Origin of the sequence: Streptomyces sp. NBC_01460 (genome assembly GCF_036227405.1) — a bacterium.
Taxonomy (GTDB): Bacteria; Actinomycetota; Actinomycetes; order Streptomycetales; family Streptomycetaceae; genus Streptomyces.
Map to the genome: position 1 here is coordinate 4,710,000 of NZ_CP109473.1, position 17,303 is coordinate 4,727,302.

A 17,303-nucleotide genomic window follows, 5' to 3' on the forward strand; every position below is an offset into this window, starting at 1 on the left:
GTACGGCCACAGGAGGAGGGACCTGCGATGACCGCCGCGATGGTCGAAAGCGATCAGGGCTCTGAAGGCCGCCCGTGGGACTACCTGCTGCGCACCTGGCAGGAACTGGACGTGCCCGAGGGGTGGCGCGCCGAGATCGACGAAGGGCAGATCGTCTTGGTACCGCCGCCTCACGCGCACCACAACGGCATCGCCGAAATGGTGCAGCGCGTTCTTTACAGGGGCCTCCCCGATGAGCTGGGGATCTACCAGACGCTCGGTGTGCACGTCGCGCCTCTCGACAAGCTGTACGTACCGGACCTCGTCGTGATGCCGAGAGAGCTGATCGCCGCCGCCGACCCGGAGAGAAGCGACCCTCTGGACGCGTCCGAGGGGCTTCTGATCGTCGAGATCACCTCTCAGGGCAACGCCCGCGAGGACAGGACGAAGAAGTACCGTGCCTACGCCCGCGCCGGGGTCCCCATGTACCTGCTGCTGGACAGGTTCGACACCCGTGGGGCGATGGCGACGCTGTTCACCGAGCCCAACGAGGACGGGACGTACAAGCACAGCGAGGCCGTGCCCTTCGGGAAGCCGCTCCCGCTGCCCGACCCCTTCGACGTCACCCTGCTCACCGCCGACTTCCCGGTCTGAGCCCCGCCGCGCATCGCGTGTCCGGACGGCGGGGCCGGCCCGGGCCGTTCAGAACCAGGGGGCCGCCGCCTCGCGCAGCGCCCTGATCGACTCGGAGAGCGAAGCGACCGAGGCGAGCGCGCCGGTGAGGGTGAAGACCGCGTTCCGCACGCGGCCCCGCCCTGCCTCGTCCGGCTGTGGGAGTGCGTCCTCCACCTCGGCCAGGGCCGATTCCGCAGCCGATCCCTCGGCGGAGGGCAGCTCGGCCGGGTCCAGGGCGCGGAGGCGTACGCGCAGCGCGTCGACGGCTTCCCGCAGGCGCAGGACGTCGTCCGAGTCACCTTCCGGACCGGCTCCCGGGGCGTTGCCGACGAACTCCGCGCTGCTGTGGTCGCCGGTCTGGGCGTTCCCGGTGAACGTGGCGTGGCCGCTCACGTGGATTCCGCGTCCGTCTCCCGGCGGTGTGCTCGTCATGGTGTCGACTCCTTCAGCTGGAACCGGTGGTGGTACCGCCGCCGGGTGGGCCGACGTGCGGTTGCGGTGTGGTGACGGTCCGGTGGCTCGCCCGGGCGTGGTCACCCGTCTGGACATTGCCGTGGACCGTGCCGTTGACGTGCACGGAGCGGTCGAAGAGGACCGTGGTGCGGGCGTCGTACTCACTCGTGCGGTATCCCGCGTCGCTGAGGCTGTTGCGCACCGCGGTCACCGTCCTGGTCTGGATGCTCTTCAGGAAGCGCCGGACGTCCATCTCCTGGAAGAGCTGCTGGAACCGGGGCTCCGCCGCGATCTCCCGGATCGAGTACGCCGGGCCGTGGTCGACCGGGCGGTCGGTCCTGCACATGCGCTCGTACCACTGCTTGGAGCGCGCGGTGAGCGTCTTCGTGCGCGAGGGGGCGGCGAGGTCGCCGGGGGCGTCCGCGACCAGGGAGACCGCCGATGCGAGCGCCGCACCGACCAGCTCGGCCCAGTCCCGGGTGTTCTTCGGGGGCAGTATGTCGTCGATGAGGTGATAGGCCTGAGCTATCGGTGGGAGCAGGAAGGCCCGGGACTCCAGGAACAGCAGGCCCCCCTGCATCTGCACGCGGCTGAAGACGGTGAGTACCACCTCGTCGTCCCAACTGCCGACCCGCACGGTCAGATAGTGGCGCAGCCGCTCCTCGGCGAACATGTCGAGGCTGTCGGCCCACCACGTCTCGGGGGCCCGTCCGTCCTGCTGGGTACGGAGCATCCGGGCGGCCTCCGCACTGGCTTCGTCGGCCTTCTCCTGGAACTGGCTGTCACTGCCCGTGACACTCCATTCCGACGCGGGCCCCAGGCGTTTGCCGCTCTTCATGACGGAGTCGTCCACCTGGAGCCCGCGCAGCCTGTCGCCCGGATAGGCGTCGCCCTCGCCGAACCGGAGCAGGTCGCGCCGTATCCGCGCATGGACCTCGGGCACGTTGAAGGCTGCCCGGCGCTCGGCTACGGCGCTGCTCTTCCTGTCCGGGTCCGGCACGAGCTCGATGGCGAACGACCAGTGGTCCAGCTCGATCCCCGCGCCGACGAACGGGGCGTAGTCGCTGTAGACGACGTCGGGGTCGGCCTGTTGCCGGCGGATCTCCTCGAGACGGGCCTCGGCCGCCGGAGGATCGGGGTGCACCTGGGCGCGGCCGATGGCCAGGAAGTAGAGGTGGTGCTCCGTGCGGTACCGGTACACGGAGGCGACGGCGATCCAGCCGACGAGTACCAGCAGGGCGGTGAGGAGATGCCTGCTCCCGACGTCGACGTCACCGGACTGCTGGTGCAGTGCGGTCCCGGAGAGGTTGATCGCGTTCCACAGGGCCCAGACGAGGAAGAACAGCAGCAGGAGTGTGACCGCTCCCCGCCCGGGACCGGGCCTGCGGTCGCCGTCCGAGCGCTCCCGTTCTTCCCGGGCGGCCTTCAGCCTGTTGCCGAGTGTGTTCGCCACCCGGACGGACAGCACCAGCAGGAGGGGGACGAGGGCTCCAGCCGTACTGACGGGGAGCATCAGCAGGGGCAGGGCGAGCAGGATCGCCGCACGCGTCGCCACTTCTCTGCGCGCGACCAGGCACTCCTTGAAGACCGCCGCCAGATCCATTCCGTACGAAGGAGGGGGGATACGGTGCGGGTTCTCGCCGAGTTCCTTGATCACGGCATTTCGGAACCTGCGGTCCAGGTGGGCGGCGCCCCGCAGATAGCCGGTGGCGTTCCCGCGCCGGTTCCCGGCCTGGGAACGGACCAGTTGCCGGAGCACGCTGTCGGGGGCCGAGGGCGGAGGGTCCGGTCGGCGCGGTTCCGGGACGGGTGGAGGCGGTGGACCCTGAGGGTCGGTCATGGGGGCCGGCTTTCCGACGGGACGAAGGGCCAGGGAGAGGTGCGGGTCGCGGGTGACGTCAGAGCTCGGCCGTGTCGCGCTCCGGCAGCCCGTGGTCAGCGGCGATCGGTTTCCAGAGCGTGAGGAAGTCTTCCTTGGAGCCGGTGGCGAGTTCGCTGCTGCGCACGCCCTTCCGGTACGAGGCGGTGCGGGGGACGGAGCCGGGCGAGCATCCCCGCGCGTCGTCGGCCCAGTCGGCGAACGCCCTGTCGGCGTCGGCCGAGTGCTGCCAGCCGGTGCGCAGACGGGCCGTCGCGAGTGAACCGGACGGGATCGCGCCCACGTCGAGCGCCGCGAGGTCGGTGATCAGGGCCTCGCGGCGGACGGCGGCGTCGTCCAGGCTCTGCCCGGCGGTGTCGACCGAGTCGTCCGAGGCGCAGGCTTCCACGGCGTTGACGGCGTCGATGACCTGCTGGCGGTCCGACTCGCTGCGCTCCAGGAGCGCGTCGACAGCCGTGGCCTGTGTGTCGGCCGAGGCGGTGGGCGGGTCCGACGGCTCAGGTTCCGGGGCCGTGGAACCCGGCACGACCCGTGACGGTGAGCCGGAGGACGAGGGGGCGGCGGTGTGGCCGGCCTCGGAGGCGGAGGGACGTACGACGTGGGCGACGGCCAGGATCACGGCGGCGGCCACCAGCCCACCGCCCACCCCCAGCAGGAGGTACTTCTTCGGCCAGGTGGGGCGGCTGCTGCCCGGGTCGGGGCTCTGATCGGGGCCCGGCCCGCCGGGTGGCCCCGTACCGGCGTCGGACGCGCGTACCCAGCCGCCCGCGCCCCCGCGCGCGTGCTCGTCCCAGCGCATCGGTCCCGTGCTCCGGTTCTCGCTCATGAGCGCCCCCCGCCGCCGCAAGAGGGGCAACCATCCCATGCGCCACCGAGGGTGCCAATGGGGTCGCTGGGAAATGGCCGAAGACGGCCCTGCCTGCGATCGGACCGTGGCCTTCGGCGCACATGACAGCGGGGCCGGCTCCGTGATGGGAGCCGGCCCCGCCTCTGATCATGGTGCGCTGTGCGTCAGGGTCACGTGATGCGGTAGCTGTCGTAGTACGTGCCGACCTGGGCGTGATACCCCGGGTCACCCGCATGCTTGTGCTTGTCGAACTCCGGGGAGTCCTTGATCTGGTCCTTGGTCAGGTCGACGAACACCTTCTTGTGCTCGGTGTCGATGCCCTTGACCGTGCCGGCCGGCAGGAGCACGTCCTTGCCGAAGATCCAGACGCCGGTGTCGACGACCAGGTAGGCGGAGCCCACCTCGTCGGAGTGCTTGTCGACCTTGCCGATGCTGCCGTCCGTCGCCTCGACCGAGAATCCGGTCAGGTCGGCGCCCGCGGTGTGACCGCTCGTGGGCTGATAGCCCCACAGGTTGTCGCTCATTACTGGCTCCTTCCTCGACGGTTCGTTCGTCGCGGCCGATCCCCTCGTGATGAGGGTGAGTGCCGCTCAGATATTCGACTGCCCGCGTATTTCCGGTCCATGCCCGGAGCATTCCGGGAATGCGCGGAAAACGCGGGTGGCGCGGGACCCGAAGGTCCCGCGCCACCCGCGTCAGTGCTGTTCGAAGCCGTCTACCAGCGGTACCACCGGCCACGCTTGCCGCCGGTGGTCGACCGGGCGAAGAATCCGACCAGCCAGATCACCAGCACGATGACGGCGATCCACCAGAGTGCCTTGAGTGCGAAACCGGCACCGAAAAGGATCAGGGCGAGCAGAAGAACGAGAAGCAGGGGAACCATTGTTATCAACCTCCGAGACAGCTGGTGCCCGGCAATCAATTGCCTACACACATGTGTTCGTGAAGAAAAAATAAGTGGGGTTCCCGTGCAGCTCGCGGCTCGGTTCAGACGCCCGCCGGTTCCTTCGCCGGGGCGTCGCCCGAGCCCGACGCCGCGGCCGGGCCGGTGGCGGCGACCGTGGAGGGGGACTGCTCCTGGGAGACGTTGAACTCCGTCAGCAGCGCCTTGCTGAAGCCGAAGAAGTACGTGGCGACGAATCCCGCGACGTAGCCGACGACCAGGCCGCCCGCGTAGATCGCGATCGTGGAGCCGAGGCCGTGGTTGCCGTCGAGAAGCGGGAACAGGGCCCAGCCGGACGGGCCGATGGCCGTCGAGCCGACCGAGTCGCCGAGCTGGTTGAACAGGCCCACGAAGCCGCCGCCGAACGCGCCGCCCACACAGGCCGTGATGAACGGGCGGCCCAGGGGGAGCGAGACGCCGTAGATCAGGGGTTCGCCGACACCCAGCAGGCCCGCGGGCATGGCGGACCGGATGGTCCTGCGGATCGACTCGTTGCGGGGGAGGCGGAGGTAGACCGCGGCCGCGGCGCCGACCTGGCCCGCTCCGGCCATCGCGAGGATCGGGAGCAGGACCGTGAAGCCCTGCTGCTCGATCAGCGTCGTGTGGATCGGGATCAGGGCCTGGTGCAGGCCCAGCATCACCAGCGGCAGGAACAGGCCGCCCAGCAGGAAGCCCGCGCCCGCGCCGCCCGTGGAGAGCAGCCAGTCGGCGAACGTACCGATGGCGGAGGAGAGCTCACCGGCCACGTACATCAGGCCGAAGATCGTGACGAGCCCGGAGATCAGCACCGTGAGCGTCGGGGTGACCAGGACGTCCAGCGCCTCGGGGACCCAGCGGCGGCACCACTTCTCGACGTACACCGCGAGGACCGCAGCGCCGAGGGCGCCGAGAACGCCGCCCTGGCCGGGGGAGAGGGTCTGGCCGAAGGCGTCGATGTTCGCGACGCCGGGGAAGACGATGATCGCCGCGACCGCACCGCCGAGGATCGGCGTACCGCCGAACTCCTTCGCCGTGTTGTAGCCGACGAAGACCGCGATCAGGGCCATGAAGCCGGACGCCATCGCCGCCAGCGCGGGGGTGACCGAGGGCAGCCAGCCGAGGTTCACCAGCAGGCCGTTGAGGCCGGCGATGATGCCGCAGCCGATCAGGGCGGGGATCAGCGGGACGAAGATGTTCGCGATCTTGCGCAGGAACAGCTTGAAGGGCGTGGCGTTCTTCGCCTTCTGCTGAGCCTTGAGTGCGGCGCCCTTGTCGGCCAGCTCCTCGGCGGTGTGGACGGGCGCGGGCGTCCCGGACGCCTTGCCCTCCTCGACGAGCTGTTCGAACTCCGGGGTGACCCGGGCGACGGTGCCCGGCCCGAGGACGATCTGGTAGGTGTCGTCCTCGACCACGCCCATCACGGCGGGAATCGCCTTGAGGGCCTCGTCGTCGACGAGGGAGCGGTCGTGCAGGCCCAGCCGGAGCCGGGTCATGCAGTGGGCGATCGAGCTGACGTTCGCAGCGCCACCGACGAGCGGCAGGATCGCGGCGGCAGTGGCGCGGTTCTTGTCTTCAGTAGCCATGGTGCGTGGTGCCTTGCTGTGCGGGGAGTGGAGCGTCAGGTGGTTCGGACGGCCGCGAGGGCGGCGCGGAGGTGGCCTCGGGAGTCGGCCAGGAGCGTGGCGGCGGTGGGGCCGTCGACCTCGCCGAGGATGGCGAGGATGGCGTTCTTCACCTCGCCGTCGGTGGCGGCGAGCGCCGCCTCGATCTCCTGGTCGGAGGCGCCGGTGGCGAGGGAGACGATCCGGCGGGAGCGGGCGCGCAGCTTCTCGTTGGAAGCGCGCACGTCGACCATGAGGTTCCCGTACGTCTTGCCGAGCCGGATCATCGTGATCGTCGAGAGCATGTTGAGGACGAGCTTCTGCGCCGTGCCCGCCTTGAGGCGGGTGGAGCCGGTGAGCAGCTCGGGGCCGACGACGATCTCCAGGCCGTGCTCGGCCGCCGCCGCCAGCGCGGAGTCCGCGTTGCAGGAGAGGCCGAGGGTGAGCGCGCCCTTCGCGCGGGCGTGCTCGACGGCGCCGATCGCGTACGGGGTGCGGCCGGAGGCGGAGATCCCGACCACCGTGTCGTCGGCGGTGAGGCCCAGCTCGTCCAGATCGGCGGCGGCCAGCTCCTTGCTGTCCTCGGCGCCCTCGACCGCCTTGACCATGGCGGAGGGGCCGCCCGCGATGAGGCCGATGACCTCGGACGGGTCGGTGTTGAAGGTGGGCGGGCACTCGCTGGCGTCGAGCACACCGAGGCGGCCCGCGGTGCCGGCGCCCGCGTAGATCAGCCGGCCGCCCCGCGCCATGCGCGCGGCGGTGGCGTCGATCGCGGCGGCGATCTGCGGCAGCTTCTCGGCCACGGCGGCGGGGACGGTGGCGTCCTCGCCGTTCATGATGCGGGCGATCTCCTGCGTCGGCAGCTGGTCGATCTCGGCGAGCTCCGGCCGGAACGCCTCGGTGGTGAGGGTGGCCAGCTGGGCGCGCAGTTCGCCGTAGCCGCCGGGGGTGGCGGCGTCGGCGTCGGTGGTGGAGGTCATGGACAACGCTCTGCTTTCTCGTACTCGTACGGTTCTGCGGGTGAGGGGGCCGGGCCGGGTCAGCGGCTGCGCGGGGTGTGGCGGTGGGCGAGTGCCTCGTAGGACGCGGACAGCGCGGGCGCGGCCGTCTCGTACGTCCGCTGGGCGACGCCTATGAAGAGGCAGTCGATCACGAGGAGCTGGCTCGTCCGGCTCGACATGGCGGCCGGGCGCAGCTCGCTCTCCCGGGCGGTGGACGTGGTCAGCACGTGGTCGGCGTACTGCGAGACCGGACCGTCGGGACGGCCGGTGATCGCGATCGTCGTGGCGCCGCGGTCGAAGGCGACCCGGAGCGGCTCGATGACGTCGACCGTGGAGCCCGAGTGGGTGATGGCGATGGCCACGTCGCCCGGGCGGAGCTGCACCGCGTTGGTCACGGCGAGGTGCGGGTCCATGTTGGCGTGGGCTATCAGGCCGATGCGGAGCAGCTTCTGCGCCAGGTCCTGGCCGACGAGGGAGGACGCGCCGACGCCGTAGATGTCGATGCGGCGCGCGGTCGCGGCGGCGGTCACGGCGGCCCCGAGCTGCACGGTGTCGAGACCGGCGGCGGTGTCGGCGAGGGTCTGCTGCTCGTCGTAGGCGAGCTTCGTGACGACGTCCGCGATGGGGTCGTCGACCGCGATGTCGGCGGTGACGGCGGGAGCGCGCCCGGACTGCTGGTGCGCGGCGAGGCCGGCGAGCGCGAGGCGCAGGTCCCGGTAGCCGGGGTAGCCCAGGAGACGGGCGGTGCGGACGACGGTCGCCTCGCTCGTGCCGGTGAGCTCGGCGAGACCGGTGACGGTGAGGGCGGCGCACCCCGCGGGATCCCCCGCCACCGCTTCGGCGACCCGCTGCATGGAGCGGGTCATGGACGGAGCGAGTGTCCGCACCTTGGCCGCAAGCGCCGCGGGGGCGGGCGGGGAGTCCGCGTTGAAACTTTCCTTCACAACATTGGTCACGATTGAAAGATATTTTCAGGGTTGTGTCCCGTCAACCCCCCTTTGGTCCCGACCTCTGAAGGATCAAGAACGTCGAGACCGGCCGCCTCGCGGGGCGGGGGACAATGGACGCATGGAGTTGAACAGCCTGGAACAGGAGCTGCACACCGCGCGTGCGCTGGTGATGGCCGACCTCGTCGCGGGTGATGTCGCCGAGGCCGGGATCGTCTCGATGGTCGAGGACGCGGTGGCCCACCGGCGTTGGTGGGTCGAGCAGTGGCCCGAGGGCGTGTCGTTCGTCACGGGCCTCGTGGCGCAGGACGTCCAGGACGCCCTCCTGGAGCAGCACGGGCGGTGGCCGCTGTGCCCGGTGTGCACGGAGGAAGGGCCGCACGCCCTGGACGTCGAGCCGGAGCTCGGCCCCGATCCGCACTGGGTCTGCACCAAGGCGACCGTGTCCGTCGCGCGCGTCGGGGCGCTCGCCGAGGTGTTCGGCCGGTGACGGTCTACATCGACCCGCCGACCTGGCCGGGGCACGGGCGCATGTGGTCGCACCTCGTCAGCGACGTGTCCTTCGAGGAACTGCACGCCTTCGCCGCCGCGATCGGCTGCCCGCCCCGCGCCTTCGAGCGCGACCACTACGACGTGCCCGAGGCGCGCTACGCGGACGCGGTGCGCGCCGGTGCGCGTGAGGTCGGGTCGAAGGAGATCGTGCGCCGGATCACCGAGGCGGGACTGAGGCGGCCGAAGGGGCGGCCTGTTCCTGGCTGATCCGCGCCGGGGCCCCCGCGATCCGCCGGGACGGCGCACCACCGTGCAGCCGCAGCGAGACCACCACGGCGGCCAGGCCCAGGACCAGCATCCCGGCGCCCGCCCACGCGGTGGCCCGGAAACCGAAGTCCGCGTCGATCACGGCGCCGCCCAGCCACGGGCCGCTGGTGTTGCCCAGGTTGAACGCGGCCGTGGTCGTCGCTCCCGCCAGCGTCGGGGCCACCCCCGCGACGTTGAACATCCGGGCGTTGAGCGCCGGAGCCGTGTAGAACGCGGACAGCCCGAGCAGGAACGCCAGGACGACGACGGCGACCTGGTTGGAGGCGAACAGGGCCAGCGCCACGAGGAAGACCGTGGAGGCGCTGATGCCGCTCAGCAGCACCCCGAAGAGATGCGCGTCCGCGACCCGCCCGCCGATCGTCGTACCGATCAGCGCGCCGACGCCGAAGAGCCCGAGCACCCACGGCACCCAGCCCGAGCTCAGGCCGGCCACGTCCGTCAGCAGCGGCGCGAGGTAGCTGAACGCGCAGAACACACCGCCGGCGGCGAGGGCCGTGATGATGATCGACAGCCACACCTGGCGGTCCTTGTAGATCGCGACCTCGCGCCCCAGCTGCGGCTTCTCGTCCGGCAGCGGGATGCGCGGGATGCGGGTGACGACGCCGACCAGAGCGACGGCGGACGCGGCGCCCACCGACCAGAACGCCGAGCGCCAGCCGAAGCTCTCCCCGAGGAACGCGCCGAGCGGCACGCCCAGCACATTGGCGATCGACAGCCCGCCGATCATCACGGCCATGGCCTTGGCCCGCGCGTTCACCGGCACCATCGCGATGGCGACCGCGGCGCCGACCGCCCAGAAACCGGCGCACGCCAGCGCGCTCACCACCCGGGAGACGAACAGCACGTCGTACGTCGGCGCCAGCGCGCCGGCGACCTGGCCCAGCCCGAAGACCGAGATGAGCGCGATGAGGGTCGTACGCCGTGGCAGCCGCAGCGTGGCGACGGCCAGCAGCGGGGCGCCCACCACCATGCCGATCGCGAAGGCGGATATGAGGAGTCCGGCCTTCGGTATGGACACGTCCATGTCGTCGGCGATGGGCGGCAGCAGCCCGGACAGCATGAACTCACTGGTACCGAGGGCGAAGACCGAGAGGCCGAGGATGTAGACGGCCATCGGCATACGGGCGCGGCTGGAAGCAGAGTCGGGCATGACAGTGGCCAACAGTGCTTTCGTCCCTGTCATTCCCCTGTCTCAGTGGGTGAGCAGCTCCAGTTCCGTGGTCAGGTTCTGCCGGGCCCTTGCTTCCCATTCCGCCGCACCCTGGGGCGTACGGAACAGCCGGGGCAGCTCCAGCAGCTGCCGCAGCACGGCGGCCCGGCCCTCCGTGAAGGCGTCGTCGGGGACGAAGCCGTACTCCTCGCGCACCTGCGCCGCGTACGCCGCGTACTCCTTGGGGGCCGACGCGAGGATCGCGAGATCCGCGTCGCACAGCACCTCGCCGTTGGTGTCGCCGTCCGCCGGGTCGTGCGTGACGGTGAGCCGGACCAGGCGCGCGACCTCGGCCGTCCCGGCGTCGGGGACGCCCGCCTCCGGCAGGGCACGCTCGGCCAGCGCGGCGCTGCGCTCCTCGTTCTCGGAGCGGTCGGGCCGGTAGACGGCGTCGTGGAACCAGACGGCGAGGCGCACGAGGTCCGGGTCGGCCGCGTGGCCGGCGAGGGTGTCGACGCGGTCCAGGACCTGCGCGAGGTGGGCGGTGGTGTGGTAGCGCCGCTGGGGTTCGGCCCAGCGTGCGAGAAGGGCGTCGGCGTAGGGCAGGGGGTCGGGACCCGGCCCGCCGCGTGCCGCGAGCAGGGCCTCGCTCCAGCGGTCACGGAGCGCGGAGGTGGCGGACGTGTCGGGGGCGCTGTCGCTCATACGCCGAGGGTAGGACGTACGCCCCGCACGCGAGGCCCGCGCCCCGGTCCCGGTCGGCGGGTCCGGGGCGCGGGTCCGCCGCTCAGTGACCGGGTGCCGTGTCCAGGGCCAGGGCCGCGTACGTCGCCAGCCAGTGGTCGGAGGAGAAGTCGCCGGAGGACACGGTCGGCAGGCCGCGTGTGAGATGGGCCTCGGCCGACTCCAGGAGCGCGGTGCGGCCCGGGCCGTCCGGGAGCGCGCCCGCGATCGACCGGAGGGCGGCGGCCCGGCTCAGGGTGAGACCGAGGAGGTGGCCGATCTGCGGATCGGCGTGATCGGAGACCACCGGCGGGTCGAGCAGCGTGGAGTCGGGAGCGGCGGAGACCAGGTCCGGCAGGAACCGGGCGATCCAGGTACGGAATTCCGCCACCGGCAGCACCCGGCGCATCGCGTCCGCCTCGGCCAGGGCGGGGGACAGGAAGTCCTGGCCGGAGGGCTCCCAGTGGGCGGGGGCGTCGTGGTCGTCGGTGAACCAGGTCCGCAGCCGGTCCTCCGCCGCGTCGAGGACCGGTGCCGGCAGCCCTGCCGCTCCGCCCGCGTCCAGGACCAGGCCCAGGCCGAACGCGCTGTTGTTGTGGACGCCGTGCCGGACCGGGTACGTCGCCTTGGGCAGCCAGGCGCCGAGCAGGTCGCCGACCGCCTCCACACCGGGGGCCAGCGCCTCGGCCCAGCGGTCGCCGTCGGGCGTGGCGAGGGCCCGGCACTCCCCGGCGAGCGCGACCAGCCAGGCCCAGCCGTACGGACGCTCGAAGTGCGGCCGGCCCCGCAGGTAGGACGCCTCGACGGCGATGTTCCCGGGGGTCAGGTGCGTGTCGAGCACCTCACGGATACGGGTGGTGAGGGTGGCCGGAAGATCGCCGGTGGTGGAGAAACGACGCATCAGGCGGACGAGCAGCCAGTGCATGTGCACCGTGGAGTGCCAGTCGTAGCCCCCGTAGAACGCGGGGTGCAGCGTGCGGGGTGCGACGAGCTCCTCGGGCCCGGCGTAGAGGTGGGCCGGCGCGTTGGGGTATTCGCGTACGACGTTGGCGAGGGCCAGTTCCGCGAAGGGGACGGCGTACGCGGCGGGGAGCGCGGGGGGCATCGGGGTCACTCCAGGGGGGAGGGCGAGCGGCTCGGGTCGAGGGCCGGGGTGGGGTGTGGGACGTGGGACGTGGGGCGGGGGTGTCTCGGGTCAGAAGGCGAAGAGCGCCATGATCACGACGTTGCAGACCAGCAGGGCCGCCGCCGTGGGCAGCTGGGCCTTGATCGGGCCGTACTGGTCCTTGAGTTCGAGGAGCGCCGCCGGAACCAGGTTGAAGTTGGCGGCCATCGGCGTGACGAGCGTGCCGCAGAAGCCGCACAGCATGCCGATCGCGAGGACGGCGGGCGCGTTGCCGTTCATCTGCTCGATCAGGACGGGCCAGCCGATCGCGGCGGTCATCACCGGGAACGCGGCGAAGGCGTTGCCCATGACGATGGTGAACAGGGCCATGCCGCAGCAGTACACGGCCACGGCCACGAGCCTCTGGCCGTCCGGCAGTACCGCCTCGGTGATCCGGCCGACCTGTTCCCCGACCCCGGCGGTCTGGAAGATCGAGCCGAGGACGGAGAGCAGCTGCGGGAGGAGCAGCGCCCAGCCCATCGATTCGAGCATGTTGCGCCCGGAGTGCAGCGGCACGGAGACCTTCCGTTCGCGCAGGAGCACCATGCCCACGGCCAGCGCGGCGATCGCGCCGACCCCCAGGCCGAGAATGGTCTCGTACCCCGGCTCCAGGACCGGTTCGCCGCCGATCCTCCAGTTCTTCACGAGCGTCGCGCAGATCATCGCGACCACGGGGATGGTGAGGGCCGGGAGGAACAGCTTGTTGCCGAGCCGGGCGGCCGAGGCCGCGCGCCTCTCGCGGGACGGCGTGTGCGACTCGCCCTTCCCGGTGAGGCCGAAGCCGCCCAGGACGATCAGCACCAGGACGGCGACGCCCAGGGGTTCGGCGGGCAGGGACTCGTCGACGACTCCGGTGGAGTAGAAGAACGCGGCGCCCAGCAGGCCCCAGAAGCCGGCGGATCCGAAGCGCTTCGGATTGGTGCGGTCCCTGACCATCTGCGCGGCCATGACGAGGAACACCGCGCCGACGAGCCAGAAGAAGTACTCGGACTTGATCACTTGGCGTCCTCCGTGCGGGCCCCGGCGTGCTCCGTCAGGTCGTTCTCGGTGGCGGCGACGGCGAGTTCGCGCTCCAGCTGCCGGTCCAGGTTGAGCAGACGGGCCCCGTGGATCAGGAAGGCGCAGATCGCGGAGGGGATCGCCCACAGGGCCAGGTGCAGCGGTTCGAGGTGCTGGTCGTACGTCGAGTTCACGAAGCCGGTGATCAGCAGGATCGATCCGATGGCGATGAAGCAGTCCTCACCGAAGAACACCCCGATGGTGTCGGCGCCGGACGCGTGCGAGCGGACCTTCTCGCGCAGTTTCTCCGGCAGCGGACGACCTGCCTTCGCTTCGGCGGCCGCCTCGGCCATCGGGGCGATCAGCGGCCGCACACTCTGCGCGGGGCCGCCGATGCTGGTGAGGCCGACGGAGGCGGTGAGCTGCCGGATCAGCAGATAGAGGGTCAGGAACCGCCCGGTGGTCAGCTTGCCGAGCCTGCCGATGAGATTGCGGGCCTGCTCCTGGAGGCCGTAGCGCTCCAGGAGACCGATCACGGGCAGCGTGATCACGAAGACGGTCACCGAACGGGCGGAGGCGAAGCTGTTGCCGAACGAGGCCAGCACCTCCTGCGGCGAGAGCTTGCCGAGCAGCCCCGTGATGATGCCGGCGGCACCCACCACGAGCAGGGGGTTGCGGCGGGTGGCGAATCCGAGGATCACCACGAGCACGCCGAGGAGAACGATCACGCGTCGGCCTTCTTCCGCGCAGGGACGTGGCGGTGCACGGTCCTGGTCAGACGGGGGTGTTACGCGAGACCTTAGGGTCTTGTTCAACAATCCCACAAGGGTGTGGGATGCATCGATCTGAATCGGCGGCGCGGGAGGGCAGGGGGCGGCAGTTTCTGCCCCGATACACCCGCATTCAGGGGAGAATGTGGGCCTGCCGGGAGCGCCTGAGCGGGGTGTGGATCATCGGACGATCCGGAGTCAGCGCTCGGTGAGCCGTTGCGCGTACGCCTCCGCCAGCTGGCGCCGGGAGTCCTCCAGGTAGAAGGCGAGCATCCGCTCGGCGCCGGCCGCGTCGCCCTTGGCCAGTCGGTCCGTGATCTCGCGGTTGCGGCTGAGGTAGGGCTCGTGGAAGCGGCGGGGGTCCGCCATCACGTGGAAGGCGAGGCGCAGTTCGGCCAGGACGTTGCGCATCAGCTCGTCGGTGCGGGCGCTGCCCGCCAGGCCCGCCAGTGCCTGGTGGAAGCGGATGTTGGCGGTGGAGCAGGCCGGCCAGTCGTCACGGAGTGCGGCCTGCTCGCCCGTCGACACCGCCGCCTCGACCGCCGTCAGGTCGAACGGGGGCTCGCCCAGGGCCCGCAGGGCCGCGCACTCGACGAGGAGCCGCACCCGGTAGATGTCCACCAGGTCGTCCACGGCCAGGATGCGGACGAAGACGCCGCGGTTGAGGCGGTGCTCCAGGAGGCGCTCGTGCGACAGGAGGCGGAACGCCTCGCGCAGGGTGTTGCGCGAGACGGCCAGGGCGCCGCTGATGCTCTCCTCGGACAGGCGGCTGCCGGGCGGGAAGTAGCCCTCGGTGATCCGGTCCCGCAGGACCGCCGCGACCCGCTCGGCCGTGCCGGACCGCTCCAGGGAAGCGCCGTGCGCCGCCAGTTCCGAGAGGTCCGGGGTGCCGCTGCCGCCGGTCCGCCCGCCGTTCGTCGTCCCCGCCATGCCCCGTCCCTTGCCTGGTGTTCCGTCAGCCGTGTTCCGTCAGCCGTGTTCAGTGCCCAGTGAACCGTACGGCCGTCCCGGGCGGCGGACAGGCCCTTGTCAGATTGTTGAACAATCGCTAGCGTGCGCTCGTGACGGATCTGACGAGTGTGACGCGCCCACCGCGGCTGATCGACCTCAACGCGGACCTGGGCGAAGGGTTCGGCCGCTGGACCCTCACCGAGGACGACGCGCTGCTGGCCTGCGTCACCAGCGCGAACGTGGCCTGCGGCTTCCACGCGGGCGACGCCTCCGTGATGCGGCGGGTCTGCGACACGGCGGCGGAGCGGGGCGTGCGCATCGGGGCGCAGGTCTCCTACCGTGACCTCGCCGGATTCGGGCGGCGCGCCATGGACGTACCGGCGGACGAGCTGACCGCCGAGATCGCCTACCAGATCGGCGCCCTGCGGGTCTTCGCGGAGGCGGCCGGCTCCACGGTCTCGTACGTGAAACCGCACGGCGCCCTCTACAACCGCGTGGTGCGGGACGAGGAACAGGCCGCCGCCGTCGTCGCGGGCGTCCTGCTCGCGGGCGGGCGCCCGGCCGTCCTCGGGCTGCCCGGTTCGCGGCTGCTCGCCAGGGCGGAGGCGGCGGGTCTCCCGGCGGTCCGGGAAGCCTTCGCCGATCGCGCGTACACCCCGCAGGGCACCCTCGTGCCCCGGAGCGAGGCGGGTGCGGTGGTGCACGACGAGGACGAGGTCGTACGCCGCAGCGTGGGCATGGCCGTCGACGGGGCCGTGAGCGGCGTCGACGGCACCCGGATCGCCGTCGCCGCCCGGTCGCTGTGCGTCCACGGCGACACCCCCGGGGCGGCGGCGCTCGCCCGGCGGGTGCGTACGGCCCTGGAAGAAGCGGGCGTCCGCGTGCAGGCGTTCGCGTGAGCGGCATCCGGGTGCTGGAGGCCGGGCCCCGCGCGCTGCTCGTGGAACTCCCCTCCGGGGAGGAGGCGGAGGCCTTCCACGCGGAGCTGCTCCGCCGCCGGGCAGCGGGTGAGCTCCCCGCCGTACGCGAGATCGTCCCCGGCGCGCGGACGGTGCTGCTGGACGGGGTCGAGGACCGGGCCCTCGCGGGGCGTCTGCGGTCGTGGACCGTACCGCCGTTGCGCGCGGGCGCCGGGGAGGCCGTCGAGATACCGGTCGTGTACGACGGCCCGGACCTCGCCGACGTGGCCGAGGCCTGGGGCGTCGCCGTCGCCGAGGTGCCGCGCATCCACGCCCGTACGGAGTTCCGGGTGGCCTTCTGCGGGTTCGCCCCCGGTTTCGGCTACCTCACGGGCCTGCCCGGGCACCTGAGCGTGCCGCGCCGGGCCACGCCCCGGACCCGGGTGCCGGCGGGGGCGCTGGCCCTCGCCGGCCCGTACACCGGGGTCTATCCCCGTTCCTCGCCCGGCGGCTGGCAGCTCATCGGCCGGATGCCGGGGCCGGAGGCCCTCTGGGATCCGGACCGCGAACCGGCGGCGCTGCTCGGTCCGGGCGTCCGGGTCCGCTTCGTCCCGGCGGAGGCGCGCGGATGAGCCCGGGGCTCGAAGTGGTCCGGGCGGGCGCCCTGACCACGGTGCAGGACGAGGGCCGCGCCGGCTGGGCCCACCTCGGCGTACCCCGGGCCGGGGCGCTGGACGGCCCGGCCCGGCGGCTGGCCAACCGGCTCGTCGGCAACGCCCCGGACGCCGCGGTGCTGGAGACCACGGTCACCGGGTGCGCGGTCCGGGTGACCGGCGCCCGGCCGGTGCTCGCCGTCGTCGGCGGTGCGGGGTGCCGGGTCACGGTGGACGGCCGCCCGGCCGCCTGGGGCGCGCCCGTGCGCGTTCCGCCGGGCGCGGTGCTGGAGGCCGGGCCCGCCGTGCACGGGCTGCGCGGCTACCTGGCGTTCGCGGGCGGCCTGGTGCCCGAGCCGGTGCTCGGCAGCAGATCCGCCGACCTGCTCTCGGGGCTCGGCCCGCCGGTCCTGCGCGAGGGCGACCTCCTGCCGCTGGGCCCGGCGTGCGGAGCCCCGGCCGTGGACACCGTGCCCTGGCCCGGTGCCCCCGCCGAGCTGATCCTGCCCCTGCACCCGGGCCCGCGCGACAGCTGGTTCACGGAGGCGGCCCTGCGCACGCTGACCACCGCCGTGTACCGGGTCTCGGAGCGGAGCAACCGCATCGGGCTGCGTACGGAGGGCCCCGCCCTGGAGCGCGTCCGGGAGGGCGAACTGCCCAGTGAGGGCATGGTGCTGGGAGCCGTCCAGGTGCCGCCGGACGGCCGGCCCCTGGTCTTCCTCAACGACCATCCGACGACGGGCGGTTACCCGGTCGTCGGTGTGGTCGCCGAAGCCGCCCTGGCGGGCGCCGCGCAGGCGGTCCCGGGGACTCCGGTGCGGTTCGTGCGGGCGTGACGGGAACCCGGACGCGGGCATCGGCCAACAGGAG

The 17,303-nt window shown here is 72.1% G+C and carries 20 protein-coding genes; 6 read left to right on the forward strand and 14 right to left on the reverse strand.

The annotated features are described in order from the left end of the window. Positions 1-27: 27 nt before the first annotated feature. A complete protein-coding gene (locus OG488_RS21130) occupies positions 28-633 on the forward strand; it encodes a Uma2 family endonuclease (RefSeq protein WP_329231407.1) in 606 nt (201 codons plus the stop codon). 48 nt (positions 634-681) lie between these two features. Here OG488_RS21130 and OG488_RS21135 read toward each other — a convergent pair whose 3' ends face one another. The 8 genes from OG488_RS21135 to OG488_RS21170 all read right to left on the reverse strand — a co-directional run bounded on the left by OG488_RS21135 (position 682) and on the right by OG488_RS21170 (position 8,313). Next, the gene (locus tag OG488_RS21135) at positions 682-1,086 is read right to left on the reverse strand and encodes a DUF5955 family protein (protein WP_329231409.1); all 405 of its coding nucleotides are present in this window, start codon (positions 1,084-1,086) and stop codon (positions 682-684) included. A gap of 13 nt (positions 1,087-1,099) precedes the next feature. Further along, a complete protein-coding gene (locus OG488_RS21140) occupies positions 1,100-2,947 on the reverse strand; it encodes a hypothetical protein (protein WP_329231411.1) in 1,848 nt (615 codons plus the stop codon). 58 nt (positions 2,948-3,005) lie between these two features. Next, positions 3,006-3,812 (reverse strand): hypothetical protein, encoded by an 807-nt coding sequence (locus OG488_RS21145; RefSeq protein ID WP_329231412.1) that lies wholly within the window; start codon positions 3,810-3,812, stop codon positions 3,006-3,008. Between the two features lie 191 nt (positions 3,813-4,003). Continuing rightward, positions 4,004-4,357: a PRC-barrel domain-containing protein gene (locus tag OG488_RS21150; RefSeq protein ID WP_329231414.1), complete on the reverse strand. Its 354-nt coding sequence runs from the start codon at positions 4,355-4,357 to the stop codon at positions 4,004-4,006. Positions 4,358-4,548: 191 nt separating this feature from the next. Further along, positions 4,549-4,716, reverse strand: a complete 168-nt coding sequence (locus OG488_RS21155) for a DUF5670 family protein (RefSeq protein ID WP_103516400.1) — start codon at positions 4,714-4,716, stop codon at positions 4,549-4,551. A gap of 104 nt (positions 4,717-4,820) precedes the next feature. Beyond that, positions 4,821-6,338 (reverse strand): PTS transporter subunit EIIC, encoded by a 1,518-nt coding sequence (locus OG488_RS21160; protein ID WP_329231417.1) that lies wholly within the window; start codon positions 6,336-6,338, stop codon positions 4,821-4,823. A gap of 35 nt (positions 6,339-6,373) precedes the next feature. After that, positions 6,374-7,336 (reverse strand): N-acetylmuramic acid 6-phosphate etherase, encoded by a 963-nt coding sequence (murQ, locus tag OG488_RS21165; protein WP_329231419.1) that lies wholly within the window; start codon positions 7,334-7,336, stop codon positions 6,374-6,376. A gap of 59 nt (positions 7,337-7,395) precedes the next feature. Next, positions 7,396-8,313 carry a MurR/RpiR family transcriptional regulator gene (locus OG488_RS21170; protein WP_329231421.1) on the reverse strand — a complete coding sequence of 306 codons (918 nt, stop codon included), beginning with the start codon at positions 8,311-8,313 and terminating at the stop codon, positions 7,396-7,398. Positions 8,314-8,425: 112 nt separating this feature from the next. On the opposite strand from OG488_RS21170, the gene OG488_RS21175 reads away from it, so the two are divergent. Further along, positions 8,426-8,794, forward strand: a complete 369-nt coding sequence (locus tag OG488_RS21175) for a hypothetical protein (RefSeq protein ID WP_329231422.1) — start codon at positions 8,426-8,428, stop codon at positions 8,792-8,794. Beyond that, positions 8,791-9,063, forward strand: a complete 273-nt coding sequence (locus tag OG488_RS21180; RefSeq protein WP_329231423.1) for a DUF4031 domain-containing protein — start codon at positions 8,791-8,793, stop codon at positions 9,061-9,063. Before OG488_RS21175 ends, OG488_RS21180 begins: the two co-directional genes overlap by 4 nt. On the opposite strand, the gene OG488_RS21185 is transcribed toward OG488_RS21180, so the two are convergent. The 6 genes from OG488_RS21185 to OG488_RS21210 form a co-directional block, all read right to left on the reverse strand. After that, positions 9,014-10,243: a Cmx/CmrA family chloramphenicol efflux MFS transporter gene (locus OG488_RS21185; protein WP_329238880.1), complete on the reverse strand. Its 1,230-nt coding sequence runs from the start codon at positions 10,241-10,243 to the stop codon at positions 9,014-9,016. The genes OG488_RS21180 and OG488_RS21185 overlap by 50 nt on opposite strands. Before the next feature lie 72 nt (positions 10,244-10,315). After that, the gene (locus tag OG488_RS21190) at positions 10,316-10,978 is read right to left on the reverse strand and encodes an HD domain-containing protein (RefSeq protein ID WP_329231425.1); all 663 of its coding nucleotides are present in this window, start codon (positions 10,976-10,978) and stop codon (positions 10,316-10,318) included. A gap of 82 nt (positions 10,979-11,060) precedes the next feature. Beyond that, entirely contained in the window at positions 11,061-12,101 is a 1,041-nt protein-coding gene (locus OG488_RS21195) for a DUF2891 domain-containing protein (protein ID WP_329231426.1), read from the reverse strand. 90 nt (positions 12,102-12,191) lie between these two features. Further along, positions 12,192-13,160, reverse strand: a complete 969-nt coding sequence (locus OG488_RS21200; protein WP_329231427.1) for a DUF979 domain-containing protein — start codon at positions 13,158-13,160, stop codon at positions 12,192-12,194. Next, on the reverse strand, positions 13,157-13,888 hold the full coding sequence (locus tag OG488_RS21205; protein ID WP_329231428.1) for a DUF969 domain-containing protein: 732 nt from the start codon (positions 13,886-13,888) through the stop codon (positions 13,157-13,159). The genes OG488_RS21200 and OG488_RS21205 overlap by 4 nt, the downstream gene beginning before the upstream one ends. A 240-nt stretch (positions 13,889-14,128) precedes the next feature. Then, the gene (locus OG488_RS21210) at positions 14,129-14,860 is read right to left on the reverse strand and encodes a GntR family transcriptional regulator (RefSeq protein ID WP_329231430.1); all 732 of its coding nucleotides are present in this window, start codon (positions 14,858-14,860) and stop codon (positions 14,129-14,131) included. A 170-nt stretch (positions 14,861-15,030) separates the two neighbouring features. On the opposite strand from OG488_RS21210, the gene OG488_RS21215 reads away from it, so the two are divergent. Genes OG488_RS21215 through OG488_RS21225 form a run of 3 tightly spaced genes read left to right on the forward strand, consistent with a single transcriptional unit; the run spans position 15,031 to position 17,269 of the window. Then, positions 15,031-15,780 carry a LamB/YcsF family protein gene (locus tag OG488_RS21215; RefSeq protein ID WP_329238883.1) on the forward strand — a complete coding sequence of 250 codons (750 nt, stop codon included), beginning with the start codon at positions 15,031-15,033 and terminating at the stop codon, positions 15,778-15,780. Further along, positions 15,777-16,412 carry a 5-oxoprolinase subunit B family protein gene (locus OG488_RS21220; RefSeq protein ID WP_329231431.1) on the forward strand — a complete coding sequence of 212 codons (636 nt, stop codon included), beginning with the start codon at positions 15,777-15,779 and terminating at the stop codon, positions 16,410-16,412. The genes OG488_RS21215 and OG488_RS21220 overlap by 4 nt, the downstream gene beginning before the upstream one ends. Then, on the forward strand, positions 16,409-17,269 hold the full coding sequence (locus OG488_RS21225) for a biotin-dependent carboxyltransferase family protein (protein ID WP_329231433.1): 861 nt from the start codon (positions 16,409-16,411) through the stop codon (positions 17,267-17,269). The genes OG488_RS21220 and OG488_RS21225 overlap by 4 nt, the downstream gene beginning before the upstream one ends. The last annotated feature ends 34 nt before the right edge of the window (positions 17,270-17,303 follow it).

What these genes read in the sequence shown, in the direction of transcription:
- OG488_RS21130 (WP_329231407.1), top strand. Translation starts at nt 28, where the DNA reads ATGACCGCCGCGATGGTCGAAAGCGATCAGGGCTCTGAAGGCCGCCCG.
- OG488_RS21135 (WP_329231409.1), bottom strand. Translation starts at nt 1,086, where the DNA reads ATGACGAGCACACCGCCGGGAGACGGACGCGGAATCCACGTGAGCGGC.
- OG488_RS21140 (WP_329231411.1), bottom strand. Translation starts at nt 2,947, where the DNA reads ATGACCGACCCTCAGGGTCCACCGCCTCCACCCGTCCCGGAACCGCGC.
- OG488_RS21145 (WP_329231412.1), bottom strand. Translation starts at nt 3,812, where the DNA reads ATGAGCGAGAACCGGAGCACGGGACCGATGCGCTGGGACGAGCACGCG.
- OG488_RS21150 (WP_329231414.1), bottom strand. Translation starts at nt 4,357, where the DNA reads ATGAGCGACAACCTGTGGGGCTATCAGCCCACGAGCGGTCACACCGCG.
- OG488_RS21155 (WP_103516400.1), bottom strand. Translation starts at nt 4,716, where the DNA reads ATGGTTCCCCTGCTTCTCGTTCTTCTGCTCGCCCTGATCCTTTTCGGT.
- OG488_RS21160 (WP_329231417.1), bottom strand. Translation starts at nt 6,338, where the DNA reads ATGGCTACTGAAGACAAGAACCGCGCCACTGCCGCCGCGATCCTGCCG.
- murQ (WP_329231419.1), bottom strand. Translation starts at nt 7,336, where the DNA reads ATGACCTCCACCACCGACGCCGACGCCGCCACCCCCGGCGGCTACGGC.
- OG488_RS21175 (WP_329231422.1), top strand. Translation starts at nt 8,426, where the DNA reads ATGGAGTTGAACAGCCTGGAACAGGAGCTGCACACCGCGCGTGCGCTG.
- OG488_RS21185 (WP_329238880.1), bottom strand. Translation starts at nt 10,243, where the DNA reads ATGCCGATGGCCGTCTACATCCTCGGCCTCTCGGTCTTCGCCCTCGGT.
- OG488_RS21190 (WP_329231425.1), bottom strand. Translation starts at nt 10,978, where the DNA reads ATGAGCGACAGCGCCCCCGACACGTCCGCCACCTCCGCGCTCCGTGAC.
- OG488_RS21195 (WP_329231426.1), bottom strand. Translation starts at nt 12,101, where the DNA reads ATGCCCCCCGCGCTCCCCGCCGCGTACGCCGTCCCCTTCGCGGAACTG.
- OG488_RS21210 (WP_329231430.1), bottom strand. Translation starts at nt 14,860, where the DNA reads ATGGCGGGGACGACGAACGGCGGGCGGACCGGCGGCAGCGGCACCCCG.
- OG488_RS21225 (WP_329231433.1), top strand. Translation starts at nt 16,409, where the DNA reads ATGAGCCCGGGGCTCGAAGTGGTCCGGGCGGGCGCCCTGACCACGGTG.